Source organism: Exiguobacterium sp. KKBO11, from assembly GCF_001644945.1.
Lineage (GTDB): Bacteria > Bacillota > Bacilli > Exiguobacteriales > Exiguobacteriaceae > Exiguobacterium_A > Exiguobacterium_A abrahamii.
Window position 1 is genome coordinate 307,305 of sequence record NZ_LUCU01000011.1, and the last position, 14,679, is coordinate 321,983.

Consider the following 14,679-nt stretch of genomic DNA (forward strand, 5'->3'; position numbering starts at 1 on the left):
TTGCACGCGAAGAATTAAACGCGATCGAGCACGAGATCGTCTGCTTGTTCAAGATACGCTTTGACCGGTGCGACTGCTGCCTCGACCGTACCTGGAGCGAACGGAGACTTCAATCCAGCACGTTCGACGAGCGTAAGGAAGCTTTCCGATCCACCGGCACGACAGAGATCGAGATACGACTTCCAAGCCGCTTCCCGGTCTTGTTCCATCCAAGCATAGAACTGGAAGGCACAGACTTGAGCGAGCGTGTAATCGATATAGTAGAACGGACTGCCGAAGACGTGTCCCTGCTGATGCCACCATGCGCCAGAGTCGAGATAATCATTCGCTTCGTAATCACGATGCGGCAGGTATTTTTTTTCAATCGTCCGCCATGCTTCGCGACGCTCAGCTGGTGTCAATTCCGGTTGATTGTAGATGACGTGTTGGAACTCGTCAATCGCAACGCCGTACGGAAGGAATGTGACGCTTCCTGCGAGGTGATTGAACTTGTATTTCGCTGTCTCTTCACCGAAGAACTCTTCCATCCACGGATAAGCGAAGAATTCCATCGACATCGAGTGAATCTCACACGCTTCATACGTTGGGAAAGCACTCTCTGGAGCTGTCAGGTGACGGCTCTCATAGACTTGGAAGGCGTGTCCGACTTCGTGCGTCAGGACATCGATGTCGCCTGCCGTTCCATTGAAGTTCGAGAAGATGAACGGGAGTTTTTCGTCTGCGATGTAGGTACAATACCCACCGCCGGCTTTCCCAGGCTTCGCCGTTAAATCGAGTGCTTCCCGGTCGAGCATGTAGTTGAAGAACTCGTTCGTCTCCGGTGACATCTCTGCATACATCTTTTTGCCGCCTTCGATGATGAACGACTCTTCGCCTTTCGGTGTCGCATTACCAGACTTGAAGGCAAATCCTTCATCGTAGTAATACAACTGATCGACACCGATCCGTCGTTGCTGGCGTTCTTTAAGTTGTGTCGCGAGCGGAACGATCGTCTCACGGATTTGTTCGCGGTACTGTTCGACCATCGATTGGTTATAATCGACGCGGAGCATCCGTGCGTATCCGAGCTCGACGAACGATGGGAAACCGAGTGTCTTCGCGATCTCGGTCCGGATGCGAACGAGTTTGTCGTAGATCGTATCGATTGCTTCACCATGCTCGTTTAAGTAGCCATAGCGTGCCTCTGAAGCTGCTTTACGGACATCGCGATCAGGTGATTGAAGATATGGACCGAACTGCGATAAGTTGAGCGTCTTGCCATCGAACTCGATTTGAGCAGAAGACATCAGTTTCGTATATTCACTCGAGAGACGGTTCTCTTCTTGGAGTTTCGGAATGATCTCTTCCGAGAACGTCTTCAGGCTCGCTTCCGCAATCAGAAATAACTGTTTGCCGTGCGTCTGTTCGAGTTCACTGCGGAGTGGATGCGTCGTCAACGCTTGATAATAGCTTGAGACATATCCTTGATAAATCGCACTCGCTTCATCAAAGAATCCTTGTTCCGTCTCATAGAACGTATCGCGCGTATCGATCGTGTGACGGATCTCGACGAGCTGGCTTGCCGTTTCAAATTGATTTCTGAGGGTATTAATCTCAGTGATGGCTGCGTTTGCTTCATCTACCTGTGTGGCTTCCGTCAGTCGAGCGATCGCTTGATTCATTGATGTTTCAAGCAAGGCAAGGTCAGGACGGACATATGTAATTTCTGAAAATGGTAACATGTAAGCGCCTCCTTATGATTTCTAACTATTATCACACAAAAATACTTGCAAAACCAGAGGGACAAACGTATGCTTTTTGTGAGAACGTGAGCGAGCTGTCTGACAGCTTACTCCTATAAAAAATCGAAACTTCCATTCGGAAGAAAAACGATCGAGAAAGTAGAGGGATAGTATCATGGGATTCTTAAAAAAATTGTTTGGTGGTAACGACGCAGGAAACGCGAAAATCGCTTCTGCACTTACAGGTAAAATCGTCAACATCGAGAACGTACCCGATCAAGTTTTCTCTCAAAAAATGATGGGCGACGGTGTCGCAATCGAACCGACTGAAGGTAAAGTCGTCTCGCCGATCAACGCAACTGTTGAAACGATCTTCCCAACAAAACACGCAATCGGTCTAAAAGGTGAAGATGGTCTTGAACTGTTGATTCACGTTGGTCTTGATACTGTTAACCTTAAAGGTGAAGGCTTCACGGCTCACGTCCAGTCAGGTGACAAAGTCAAAGCAGGAGACGTCCTCGTCGAGTTCGACCTTGACTACATCCGTGCGAACGCACCATCGACGATCACACCGATCATCGTGACGAACCACGATCAATTCACGCTTTCAGCTGTACCAGCTGAAGGAACTTCTGTTGTCGCAGGCGACACAGAGCTCTTCAAAGCAACACATAAATAAGATACGACACGCCTCCATTCCTTGCGGATGGGGGCTTTTTTGTCGTCTCCTCCCGTGTCTTACCGTTTTGTAAGAGAAGTGAAAGCAAAGTCCATTTTGAGAAAAGCAGGGAAGGACTAGACTGAGTGTAACGAATCAAACACAGGAGGCATTACAGATGAAAGCAATCTTACAAGCAGAACAGATTTCAAAAACGTATCAAACGAAAACAGCGCGCCACGAAGCACTACGTCCGACGACGCTCCGTGTCCACGAAGGAGAGTTCGTCAGTATCATGGGGCCATCCGGTGCCGGGAAATCGACGTTGCTTAACCTGCTGTCGACGATTGATCAGCCGACGGATGGCTCGATTCTAATCAATGGAGCAGACGTGACGGCGATGAAGGAAAAACAATTAGCACGTTTCCGCCGGGAACAACTCGGCTTCATCTTCCAGGACTTCAATCTCCTCGATACGATGACGGTTCGGGAAAATATCGCCTTACCGCTCTCACTCGCGAACGTCGATAAAAAGATGATTTTAGAACGTGTCGATCGTGTGGCGCGTCAACTTGGTATCCACGACTTACTCGATAAACGTCCCGTCGAACTATCGGGTGGACAAAAACAACGGACGGCTGCCGCGCGTGCGATCATTCATGATCCGTCACTCATTTTAGCCGACGAGCCGACCGGTGCGCTTGACTCGAAGTCAGCGACAGGATTACTCGAAGCGATGCAGTCGTTAAACGATGAAGGCGCGACGATTTTAATGGTAACGCATGATCCGATGACAGCGTCTTATGCGGAACGGATTCTGTTCGTCAAGGACGGAGAGCTATTCAAGGAAGTCCATCGCTTCGGTTCGCAGAAGGAATTCTTCGAACAGATCATGGAAGTTCAACGCGAACTCGGAGGTGCCGTCCGTGAGCTTGTCTAAACTGGCGTTTCAAAATTTGAAGAACATCCGTCAAAACGTGATGTACCTCGGTGCCGTCACGTTTGCGATTCTTATTTATTATACGTTCCTCGCGATTCGATCGAATGAAGCGATGCTTCAGGCGAACGAATTGTACGGAAAACTGGGAACGGTCTTTACCGGAGCAAGTGTCATTCTAGCGCTTTTCTCTGCCATCTTCATCTGGTATTCAAGTGACTTCTTCTTACGCCGCCGTAAGAAGGAAATCGGACTTTATGCATTGCTTGGTCTAGAGCGTGGGCAAATCGCCCGACTGATCTTCCTTGAGACGATGGGGTATGGGGTGATTGGCCTGATTCTCGGAATTGCGATCGGTACCGTCGCTTCGAAGTACTTCGTGCAGTTGCTGGCTTCTGTTATGGCGATGCAAGTCGATGCGACCTTTACGATCAGCGGAGCTTCCGTCATGCAGACGATCGGTGTCTTCCTGTTGATTTTCCTGATCATCGCCTTACGCTCTGCTCGGACGATTTATCGTTTTACATTGATCGAATTGTTCAAGGCAGAACAACAAGCGGAATCCCTTCCGAAAGTCCACCCGATTCTAGCCGTCCTTTCCGTTGTCTTGATCGGTGTCGGTTATTATTTGACAGGACAACCGTTGATGGATCACTTTACGATCGTTGCCCCGCTCTTGATGCTCTGCGTCATTCTCGGGACATTCGGAACGATGAGTTACTTCACGATCTTCTTATTGCGCGTCTTAAGTAATCAAGCGCGACACTTCAAAGGAACGAATTTGATTCTGCACGGGCAATTGTTGTCACGAATCAAATCGAATGCCGTCATGCTGTCGACGATCACGGTTATCACTGCCGTGACATTGACGACGGTCGGTACAGCGACATCGATCTATTATTTCATCGATCAGACGGTCGAGGAGCAAGTTCCGTACAGTCTATCGATTGCGAGTAAACAAGCAGAAGCGGAACAGCTAATTGCCAAGTCCGACCAGAAAATCGACAGCCGGACGATGGTCAACGTCAAGAACGTTGACCATGAGATGACCGATCTGCCGAACCCTCTGACGTTTACACGTTACTACGCGACGTATGCGTATGAAGACCAGCCGGGACAATTCAGCTACGTCAACTATTCGGACTACGTCAAGCTCGCGAAAGCGAACGGGAAAACGGTCATCAAAGAACCGAAACAAGGTGAAGCGATCGTCCTTGAGACATTCAAAGGAAACGATTTGTTGAAGATGAAAGTCAAATCACCGGTCGGTGTTGAAATCAAGGATGTTCATGAGTCCTTTCGCATCACCGCTGCGACGAATCTACCAATCGCTCAACTTTATGAGAAACAGCGGCTCGCCTTCGTCGTAAACGATGATGCGTTCGCGAAGATGCCGGAAAAAGGTTTCACGCTGACGAATTATCAGTTCTCGGATGAACGTCATGATGATGGATTGATGAAACAGTTGACACAACTATATGGAAAACAAGCAGACACGGAGATGGCGGCTTATTATCCTGTCTACGCGATGACGACGGCAACGACCGGCTTACTCGCGTTTGCTGCCGGCTTCCTCGGTCTCGTCTTCTTGCTTGCGACGGGTTCGATCATCTACTTCAAGATGCTCGCGGAAGCAGAAGAATCGAAACAACGGTTTGCAATCATCCAGAAGATCGGTGTCGATGAGAAGGAACAGACAGGCATCATTCGGCGCCTTGTCGGATTCGTCTTCTCCTTACCGTACGTGCTCGGACTCGTTCATAGTTTAGTTGCGATGCAAGTCTTGCAGAAACTGTTGAACTACAACATCGTTCGACCGACATTACTTGCGATTGTTTGTTATACGATCGTCTATCTGATCTACTATATCGTCACGGTTCGTGCGTATCGCCGCATCGTCACGTGATGAACTAAATAGGGGTACACAGAACTGGAAACGGAATAATCGTTTCCAGTCCTTTTTGAGTTCGTTATGATAAAGGGAGAAGGAGTTGACATGAACGATGCATACGATTTTATTAGTCGAAGATGATATGAAGATTGCCACATTATTGAAAGAACTACTCGAACGCTATGATTTTAGAGTCGTCGTTGAAGATGGACGAGGAGATGTCGTCGCGGTCTATGAAGAGACGAATCCGGACGTCATTCTATTAGATGTCAATTTGCCGAAGTTTGACGGTTTTTATTGGTGCCGGCAATTGCGGATGAAGACACGGGCGCCGATCCTCTTCATCTCGGCACGGGTCGGGGAGATGGATCAAGTCATGGCGCTCGAATACGGAGCGGATGATTACATCGTCAAACCATTCCAAGGAGCGGTCGTCATCGCGAAGATTAAAAGTCAGATTCGCCGAGCATATGGCACGCTGTCGAACGAAACGGATGAGCGGACAGTGACAAAAGAAGGTGTCACGCTGTACTTGGACCGTTATATCGTCGAGTACGGGGAACAGTCGATCGAGCTGTCAAAAAAAGAGGGACTGATTCTTGAAATGCTGCTGACGGCAAGTCCACGAATCGTCAGTCGTGGCGATTTACTCGAACGGATTTGGGATGACGAAGCATTCGTCGATGAGAATACGTTGAACGTCAATATCACGCGTGTCCGTAAACGGCTTGCCGAGATCGGTGTCGCTGGACTTGAGACGGTGCGAGGCGTCGGTTATAAACTGGTCCTTGAACCATGAAGCTCTTTTTACGGCACGCGATACCAGGTATCATCTTCTTTACCGGACAAATGCTGATTTTATATGCCGTCTTATGGCTCTATGATCTTTATCGCCCAGCAGCCTTCTTTTATATCGTGCTCTTGAACAGTATCGGTCTCTTGATTTATCTCAGTTATCGTTTCTTCAGCATGCTTCCGTTGCTACGACGGATGCAACAGCCGGTTCAATCGGTCGCAGAACCGATTCGCAGTGATAGTGAAGAACCGATTTCCGTTGCCGTCGAACAATTTTTAGAGCGGCAACAGACCTTATTTCGGAACAGTTTATTCGCTGAGCGACGAAAGGAAAAGGAACGCCATCGGTATGTCGATCAATGGATTCACCAGATGAAGACACCGTTGTCCGTCATCGAGCTGATCCTCGAACATCCAGGAGAACAGTATCAGGCTGATTTACGACAAGAGGTCGATCGATTGCGCAGTGGACTCGACCAGATGCTCTATTCGTCACGTTTAGAAGCAATTGAGACAGATTTGAAGGCAGAACGATTGGCACTGAAGCCGCTCGTCACGAGCATCATCAATCAAGAAAAACGATTATTCGTCAAAAATCAGGTTTTTCCGAAACTCGATATCGCTGAAGACGTGTACGTCTACACGGATGCGAAGTGGTTTCGCTTCCTCATCCTACAGCTCGTGACGAACGCCATCAAGTACACGACGGGGCATGGTCGTGAAGTCGCTCTGACGGCAGAGGTGACAAAGGGGCAAGTCGTCCTTTCGGTTCAAGACGACGGCGTCGGGATTCCAAAACGAGACGTCCCACGTGTCTTTAATGCGTTCTTCACTGGCGAAAACGGACGACGTTACGGGGAATCGACCGGAATGGGATTGTATTTCGTCCAGCAAGTTTGCTTGAAGCTTGGGCATGAGATTGAACTCGAGAGTGAAGAAGGGGTCGGTACGACATGCCGGATTCGATTAGTAGGAGGTCGCGCACATGATTGAGGTCAAACAATTAGGGAAAGTCTATCCCGGAAAGGTGACGGAACAACCGCTGACGGATGTGAATTTCCGAGTCGAAGAAGGTGAGATGGTCGCGGTCATGGGACCGTCCGGTAGTGGGAAATCGACGCTGATTAACTTGCTTGCGACTCTCGACGAACCGAGTTGGGGATCAATTCTGATTGACGGCGTCGACACAGCGACGTTCAAACGAAAAGAGATGACACGTTTCCGACGCGAGACGCTCGGCATCATCTTTCAGGAATTCAATTTACTCGATTCGTTGACGCTCGGTGAGAACATGCTCGTCCCGTTGATGCTGTCAGGGAAAAAAGCAAAGCTCGCGCGGGAAGAGATGGAGGAGTTGGCGCGTCGTCTACAAATTGATGATCTGCTTGATAAACAGGTCGATGAGGTCAGTGGTGGACAACGGCAACGGACGGCGATCGGTCGCGCCCTGATCCATACACCACGTCTGATGCTTGCGGATGAACCGACGGGAGCACTCGATTTCCAAGCGACGAAACACGTCATGGATGTCCTAGCCGAGTTGAACGCGACGGGGATGACGATGGTCATCGTGACACACGATCCACAAGTCGCGTCGTATTGTAATCATGTCTTGTTCCTAAAAGACGGTAGTATTCAAACGGAGTTGTTCCGCGATGAACCACGCCGTGTCTTTTTCCAACGGGTCATCGAATCGCTATCGTTGTTAGGAGGGGATGAGCATCAATTATCTGCAATACGCCCTACGTAACATCCGGCGCTATCAGCGCTTGTATTACGGCTATGCCTTGACAATCATCATCGCGATGACGATCGTGACAAGTTATTGGAACTTGTTGACGAATGGATCATTCCAAAACGTCGCTAAAATCCTCAGTCAATTGAACCAAGTCATCGAGATGACGATCTTCTTCGTCTTCATCGCGGAGCTGATCATCCTTTTCTTTAGTGTCTTGTTCATTTATTCGACGACCTATACGATGCTTGAGCACCGTAAGAACGATTTACGGACGATGCGAACGCTCGGCAGTGGACTGTCACACTTCTTAAAGTATTTTTTAATTGAAGTCTTGATCGTTGGTGGTTTAGCCATCACTGCGGGAATGATTTTAGGTAATGTCTTGACGAAGATGCTGTTGCTGTCCGTTGTCAAAGTCATGTTCTTACCAGCAATCGAATTCGAACTATCCTTTTATGCGATTCTTGCGTTGATTGGTGGTGCCTTCCTTGTGTTGCTGACGGCAACGGTCCTTGCGATCTACCGCTTTCGTCCCGATCGACCGACACGTTCCCGTTCGCTATTTCGAAAACGAGCCTGGATTCTGACGCAAATCGGAGCGTTACTCCTGTTGATCTATGGTTATGCCTTAGCCTTTGTTCGGACGGAAGGATTTTATATATTTTTCCCACTTGTCATCTTCATCGGATCGTTTTTCATTTGTCGATATGTCTTACCGTGGTTAACCAAGTTATATCGACCACGTCGCTTGTCACTGCGGAAACTGATCGTCTCGGAAATCGCCAATCAATTGCGAACGAATAGTACGCTCATTGCCCTCGGAACGATTCTAACATCGTGTGCGCTAACAGCAGTCGGACTCGTTTTCTTGTTTCAATTGATTGGACTCGACTTATCATCACAGAACCAATTCGGGCTCGTCTATTACGAAGAGTCCGCTCAACCGACGAAACGATTAAAGGATATCAAGCAGACGATGACGGAGGCATTCCCGGATCGCTATCAGCAGGATATCCAAGTGAAGGCAGAAGGAACACGCGTCCTCTTACCGATCTCGTCGTACAACAAGATGATGCGGCAACTGGATCTTAAGGAGCGGACAGCAACGGGACGTCAAAGTTTCTTTGTACCAGCACGTCCGGTACAACTCGAAGAGAATACACCGACGATGAAAAAAGAGAAACAGGCGATGGAGAAAGAAGACTTTGAATTACTTCCCGCTGCTTCTCACGATTTAATATTTGGTTACAATTATCAAATCGAGACGATCTTCGTCGTCAGTGATGCCGTCTTTCAGACACTCAAGCAACCCGTCCGGCAAATCGTCGTCTTCGATACGCCAGCCTACCATGATTACGGAACGAAGGACTGGAAACAGTGGATGAAAATCGTCCGCAACATCCAGTCGGCAGCAAAGCTCGATGAGAAGCAACCGGTGCCCTATCAATTGATCAATGAGACGGAAGATGAGATCGACGGGATCCGAATCGTACGACTCGTCACGTTCGTCGTCGTTCTCCTGACGATCTGGTTGTTCGTCATCAATGCCAGTTTTTTGCATGTGTGGATGCAGATGACGGCGGAACAGGAACAAAAGCGGATGAAGACGTTGTTTGCACTAGGGTTCGGTTCCGGGAACATCCGCTGCTACTTATTAATGAAGTATGGCGCTGTTCTGCTCATTCCGTATCTGATTTCTGTCTTTCATGCCTTTTTATTGTTCCAAGTCGTCGTCACACAAGCCGGACTACAGCCGGGATCATTTCTTAACTTAGCTGTCTTTTGGATCAGTATCGTCACGGTCGGGTACTTCTTGAGTGTCCTACCGATTTGGTTGCGTTACCCACGGCATCTGTTCCGGAATTCATCCGAAAGTTCGATGTATCCGACATCGGATTCAAGGGTATGATGATACCATAGGAATAAGGGAGGGAATCGTATGCTAGACCATTCACCATATCGGGGTTACGGTGACCGGATTCGTATTTTACGGGAGCGTGCCGGGATTACGATCGAACAGTTGGCTGAACGACTCGGCGTCGCACCATACTTCATCCGCCGGACGGAGCTCAGCGAAGTCTATCCAACCAAACCCTACATCGAAGCATTGGCGGACGTCTTGAACATCGACGCTAGTTATTTGGCACGGCATATCTGGACGGGGGAGTCATTGAAGTTCATCATGCAACAGAACACACCGCTCGAAGAGATGAAGCTTGCCTATGAACAGACGCTCGGACAAGATGGAACGTGGGTCGAGGAACAGCTCGAAGAGCGAATGCGCCTGTTTGATTTAATGTATGATGAGGACGTCAAACGGATCGAGCAGACGATGAGTGCGACCGAGCAACGGATCTTCCATGAGCTCGTCGAAGCCGTGATGGAAGCCGGGGAGTTACAGCGCGATCAAGCGGAAGAGACGTATGAGTTGTTCGAGGATAAATTACCATCGATGATGCAACTCGATGAATACCTCGATCGCATGACGGACGGGATCTCTTTATCCAGTTCGACCTATTATGCGGATTACAGCGACCGGAAAAGTCGTTCCCGCTACCATCGCAAATAAAAAAAGTCGCTGTCTTCTGATTGACGTTCAGAAGACAGCGACTTTTTATTAACGTTGTGGCATCGGGCGTGGACGACGCGTCTTTTGACGGATCCGACCGATGATGAAACCAATGATCGCATTTGCAATGACGAGTACCCAACCGACATAGCCGAAATTGAGAGTTAAGCTACCGAGCATCGCTTGCCATTTGAAAATCATCATCACATCACCACGCAAGACGAATCGCGCGATACAGACGAGTAAGACAGTCAGTCCGGCGATGAAGACACCGACCCAGCTTCCGTATAAACGAGAAGAATGGCGGCGCACCGCAACGAAGGACCAGCAAAAGAGGCTAGAGACGAACGCCATGCCTCCATAGGCAAGGACGAGTTCCCATGTCGCACTCGCTTGCGGGAATTTCGTGAACATGACAAGTGACGAGACCATGGCAGCAGCTGTGAAAAGGATCGCTGCCCAAAAACGAGACCGCATAACGTAGTTCCTCCTAAAGGCTTTTTCTCACCTAACGATAGCGGAAACGATTCGTCTTGTAAACTGTTACCGGCGACCGCTTAAGATCCGGCGCAACTGTTTGAGTGGATTCGATCCATAGAACAGAACACCACCCCGGTAGAATTTTGTTCCGACGAATAAGGCAAGCGAGATGCTGATCAGCATCAAGATGAGCGAAATTGACACTTGCCATAGCGGTACATCGGTCAACATGACGCGCAGGAACATGACCATCGGTGTGAAGAACGGCACGAATGACAGGACGACGACAGCTTGGTTCGTCGGTGCATTCAGACTAAACATCGAAATCATGAAGGCAGCAACGATCAACAAGATGACCGGTAACGTCACTTGCTGCGCATCCTCGACCCGACTGACGAGCGAACCGAGTGCCGCGAGGAGCGTCGCGTACAGGAAGTATCCGAGTAGGAAGAAGACGAACAGATAAATGATCGTCCGAGCACTCAAGGAATCGAGTGATAACTGATCGAATAAACTGCTGTTTTGAGCACTGTAGTAGCCGACACCGACGAGGATCGATAATTGTACGAGACTGACCGTAGCGATCGAGAGGATCTTCGCTAGCATATGTTGAATCGGACTCGCTGCTGAAATCAGCAATTCCATGACGCGGGATGACTTTTCGTTCGCGATTTCCGTGACGATCATCCCACCGTAAATCGCAATCGTGAAGTACATCAAGAACAGCAACACATAGACGAGCGCCGAGGCAGCAAAGAGTTCATCCTCACTTTTCCCACCTGTCGACGTCAACTCCTGTTTGACAGGAACAGGTTCAGCGAGCGAAGCAAGGACGTTCGGATCGATTTCAGCATCCGTGATGACGGCTTGATCACGGACTTGTTTGACGACCGTTGCGACCTGTGTCTGTAATTCAGACTCAGGACTAGCACTGACGAGTGTCACGTCATACGAATCCTGAACGATTGCCACAGCATCGAATGTTCCGCGGTCGACTGCCTTTCGTGCTTGTGCGACCGTATATTCCTTCGTGGTGATGTCTGAAGTGACACCAGCCTTCTTCAAGGCCGGGCGAAGATCGGTCGACAATTCACTGACGAGAGCAACTTTCGGATCGTCACCAGAAAACCAGTCGAGAATCCGTTCGATGTTGCCGAAGCCGACGAGGAACAGGACCATCAGGACCGTCGAGATCAAAAAACTTTTAGCACGCAGTTTCTGTAGTAGATTGAAGCGATATAAAGTCAGAAATTTACGGTTCATAACGTTTGCCGACCTCCTCGATGAAGATATCCTGCAGGGATAACTGATCCCAGACGAAACGATCGACATGGTGTCCTTGACTGACGATATGTTGGAGAAGTTGATCAGCCGCTTCTTTTGAAGAGACTTGGACGATATGCCCATTGTTGTCTGACTCGACTTGTAGGACACCTGGCAAGCTATCCCACAGGAGTGGTGGAGCATCTGTCGTCAAGAGGACACGTGTTTTTCCGTATCCCGCCTTGATGTCAGGGAGATAGCCAGCAACGACGGGTTTTCCGTGATCGAGGATCGCGACGTGTTCGCAGAGTTCTTCGACATGATCCATCCGGTGACTTGAGAAGACGATCGTCGTTCCGTCGACGGTTAACTTTTTGACAGCACGTTTTAATTGTTCGGCGTTGACCGGATCGAGTCCACTGAATGGTTCATCTAAAATCAGCAGTTCAGGTTTATGTAGGACGGCAGAGATCAACTGAATTTTTTGTTGATTTCCTTTTGAGAGTTGTTCGACGCGCATTTTTTCATACTGCGGAATTTGGAAATAGTCGAGCCATTCCGTCAAGGCTCGTTTCGCATCCTTCCGTTTCATATCCCGGAGTTCTGCGAGGAACAAAAGTTGTTCATCGACGCGGACTTTTGGATACAGCCCTCGTTCTTCCGGAAGGTATCCAATCTTTGAAGTCGGGATGCGCTCTCCGTTCCAAGTGATCGATCCTTCAGTCGGTTGCAGTAGACCGAGCAGCATTCGGAACGTCGTCGTCTTCCCGGCACCGTTCGCACCAAGCAAACCAAAGATTTGCCCGCGCGGCACCTCAATCGTCAGAGCATCTACGGCCGTAAAATCGCCGAAACGCTTCGTGATGTGTTTGATTTCTAACATAAGAACCTCCTTTAAAGACGTCTGTTGCACGACAAGTGTATCATTGTTACTTAGTGTCCTACGGTCTAAATTGGATAAAGGTTCCAGAAAAAACGGGAAAAGGCTTATTAGTTTACTTTTTGTTCTTTAGTTACTATTATTGTGTTAATAGATACGACTGAAGGAGGAACGCATCATATGAAAACGCAAGGCATTCATCATATCTCAGCAATGGTCGGCGATCCACAAGAAAATCTCGATTTTTACGGAACCATTCTCGGACTAAGATTCGTCAAAAAAACGGTCAACTTCGATGATCCAGGAACATACCACTTCTATTTTGGAAATGAATCCGGGGCACCGGGAACGATCATCACGTTCTTTCCGTTTAAAGGCATGGCAAAAGGACAAGTCGGTGCCGGACAAGTCGGAACAACAGCTTACGCGATTCCGGTCGGGGCAGCAGATTTTTGGAAAGCGCGGCTGACAGAAAAAAACGCCTCGTTTGAAGAGACGGTTCGGTTCGGAGAGCAACAGATCGCCTTCGAAGATCCACATGGTCTCCAGATTGAACTCGTCGAACGTGAGGCAGGACCAGACAGTCGCTATGAAATCGACGGCATCACACGTGAGGTCGCGATCAAAGGATTCGCGGGAGCGACGTTACTATCAAGGGATCCATCAGACACAGCAAAATTACTGACAGACACATTCGGCCTGACACTCAGCAAACGGACGGAAACCGTTGACCGGTACATCGCAGAAGGCGAGTTCGGGAATGTCGTTGATGTCGTTCATGGTCAAATGCCAGTTGGTCGTCCGGGAACGGGAACGGTTCACCATATCGCGTGGCGGGCAACGGATCAAAAGGAACAACTCGACTGGATGAAAGCCATCAACGCGTTCGGTTTGCTGACGACTGAAGTGAAGGACCGCAATTACTTTACATCGATCTACTTCCATGACCGCGGTCGGATCCTCCATGAAATTGCGACCGACAATCCAGGATTCGCAATCGATGAAGCGTTCGAGGTGCTCGGAGAAGACTTGAAGTTACCGGAACAATTCGAAGCACATCGCAGTGCAATCACAAATCATGTAACACCTATTACTGTACCGAAGGGGAGACTCGTATGATTCATTTATACCAAGCACCAAAAACAGCAGACGCACCGATCTTTTTATTCTTACATGGCACAGGCGGAACGGAACAAGATCTCGTCGGGCTCGTCTCGTTGCTCGATTCGGAAGCAGGCTACTTGTCCGTCCGCGGGGAAGTCTCGGAAAACGGGATGCCACGATTCTTCAAACGACTCGCAGAAGGCGTCTTCGATGAAGAAGACCTCGCTTTACGGACAGCACGTTTAATTCAGTTTTTACGTGACCAGGCAGCGGAGCGTGACTTCGCACTCGATCGTCTGATTCCAGTCGGATACTCGAACGGGGCGAACATCGCGGCGAATATGTTGTTCGAAGAAGCTTTGTTCAAACAAGCGATTCTGTTGCACCCGATGGTACCGCGTCGTGGTGTGACGTTACCTGATTTATCGGATGTGCTCGTCTTCATTGGTGCCGGAAGCAATGATCCGATTTGTCCGGCTCAGGAAACGGAAGAGTTATCAGCACTCTTGAAACAAGCTGGTGCATCAGTCGACGTCACGTGGTCGAATTATGGTCACCAACTCGTCATGCCAACGATTGAAGCAGCAACGGATTGGCTGAAACAGTAAAAAAAGGGCTGTCCCATCTACTTCTTTCATAGAAG

14 protein-coding genes are annotated in these 14,679 nt (G+C 49.0%); 10 read left to right on the forward strand and 4 right to left on the reverse strand.

Features of this window, described 5'->3' with window-relative positions:
• Window positions 1-14: 14 nt before the first annotated feature.
• Entirely contained in the window at window positions 15-1,721 is a 1,707-nt protein-coding gene (locus AYO36_RS01735; protein ID WP_064299370.1) for a M3 family oligoendopeptidase, read from the reverse strand.
• Between the two features lie 175 nt (window positions 1,722-1,896).
• Here AYO36_RS01735 and AYO36_RS01740 point away from each other — a divergent pair, with 175 nt between their 5' ends.
• The 8 genes from AYO36_RS01740 to AYO36_RS01775 all read left to right on the forward strand — a co-directional run bounded on the left by AYO36_RS01740 (window position 1,897) and on the right by AYO36_RS01775 (window position 10,309).
• Complete coding sequence (locus AYO36_RS01740) at window positions 1,897-2,400, forward strand: PTS sugar transporter subunit IIA (RefSeq protein WP_035396161.1); 504 nt, start codon at window positions 1,897-1,899, stop codon at window positions 2,398-2,400.
• A gap of 157 nt (window positions 2,401-2,557) precedes the next feature.
• Window positions 2,558-3,319 carry an ABC transporter ATP-binding protein gene (locus AYO36_RS01745; RefSeq protein WP_058703784.1) on the forward strand — a complete coding sequence of 254 codons (762 nt, stop codon included), beginning with the start codon at window positions 2,558-2,560 and terminating at the stop codon, window positions 3,317-3,319.
• A complete protein-coding gene (locus AYO36_RS01750) occupies window positions 3,306-5,222 on the forward strand; it encodes an ABC transporter permease (protein WP_064299371.1) in 1,917 nt (638 codons plus the stop codon). The genes AYO36_RS01745 and AYO36_RS01750 overlap by 14 nt, the downstream gene beginning before the upstream one ends.
• Window positions 5,223-5,319: 97 nt before the next feature.
• The gene (locus AYO36_RS01755; RefSeq protein ID WP_047393119.1) at window positions 5,320-6,006 is read left to right on the forward strand and encodes a response regulator transcription factor; all 687 of its coding nucleotides are present in this window, start codon (window positions 5,320-5,322) and stop codon (window positions 6,004-6,006) included.
• Window positions 6,003-6,995: a sensor histidine kinase gene (locus AYO36_RS01760; protein WP_064299372.1), complete on the forward strand. Its 993-nt coding sequence runs from the start codon at window positions 6,003-6,005 to the stop codon at window positions 6,993-6,995. The genes AYO36_RS01755 and AYO36_RS01760 overlap by 4 nt, the downstream gene beginning before the upstream one ends.
• A complete protein-coding gene (locus AYO36_RS01765; RefSeq protein ID WP_064299373.1) occupies window positions 6,988-7,752 on the forward strand; it encodes an ABC transporter ATP-binding protein in 765 nt (254 codons plus the stop codon). The genes AYO36_RS01760 and AYO36_RS01765 overlap by 8 nt, the downstream gene beginning before the upstream one ends.
• A complete protein-coding gene (locus AYO36_RS01770) occupies window positions 7,718-9,649 on the forward strand; it encodes an ABC transporter permease (RefSeq protein ID WP_082874147.1) in 1,932 nt (643 codons plus the stop codon). The genes AYO36_RS01765 and AYO36_RS01770 overlap by 35 nt, the downstream gene beginning before the upstream one ends.
• Before the next feature lie 30 nt (window positions 9,650-9,679).
• Entirely contained in the window at window positions 9,680-10,309 is a 630-nt protein-coding gene (locus AYO36_RS01775) for a helix-turn-helix domain-containing protein (protein ID WP_035410187.1), read from the forward strand.
• 48 nt (window positions 10,310-10,357) lie between these two features.
• Here AYO36_RS01775 and AYO36_RS01780 read toward each other — a convergent pair whose 3' ends face one another.
• The 3 genes from AYO36_RS01780 to AYO36_RS01790 form a co-directional block, all read right to left on the reverse strand.
• The gene (locus tag AYO36_RS01780) at window positions 10,358-10,786 is read right to left on the reverse strand and encodes a hypothetical protein (RefSeq protein WP_029342557.1); all 429 of its coding nucleotides are present in this window, start codon (window positions 10,784-10,786) and stop codon (window positions 10,358-10,360) included.
• Window positions 10,787-10,852: 66 nt separating this feature from the next.
• Window positions 10,853-12,052 (reverse strand): ABC transporter permease, encoded by a 1,200-nt coding sequence (locus AYO36_RS01785; RefSeq protein ID WP_023469317.1) that lies wholly within the window; start codon window positions 12,050-12,052, stop codon window positions 10,853-10,855.
• Window positions 12,042-12,935, reverse strand: coding sequence for an ABC transporter ATP-binding protein (locus AYO36_RS01790; RefSeq protein ID WP_064299374.1), 894 nt, complete (start codon window positions 12,933-12,935; stop codon window positions 12,042-12,044). The genes AYO36_RS01785 and AYO36_RS01790 overlap by 11 nt, the downstream gene beginning before the upstream one ends.
• Before the next feature lie 177 nt (window positions 12,936-13,112).
• On the opposite strand from AYO36_RS01790, the gene AYO36_RS01795 reads away from it, so the two are divergent.
• Both AYO36_RS01795 and AYO36_RS01800 read left to right on the forward strand, forming a co-directional pair.
• A complete protein-coding gene (locus AYO36_RS01795) occupies window positions 13,113-14,051 on the forward strand; it encodes a VOC family protein (protein WP_064299375.1) in 939 nt (312 codons plus the stop codon).
• Window positions 14,048-14,644, forward strand: a complete 597-nt coding sequence (locus AYO36_RS01800; protein ID WP_064299376.1) for an alpha/beta hydrolase — start codon at window positions 14,048-14,050, stop codon at window positions 14,642-14,644. The genes AYO36_RS01795 and AYO36_RS01800 overlap by 4 nt, the downstream gene beginning before the upstream one ends.
• The last annotated feature ends 35 nt before the right edge of the window (window positions 14,645-14,679 follow it).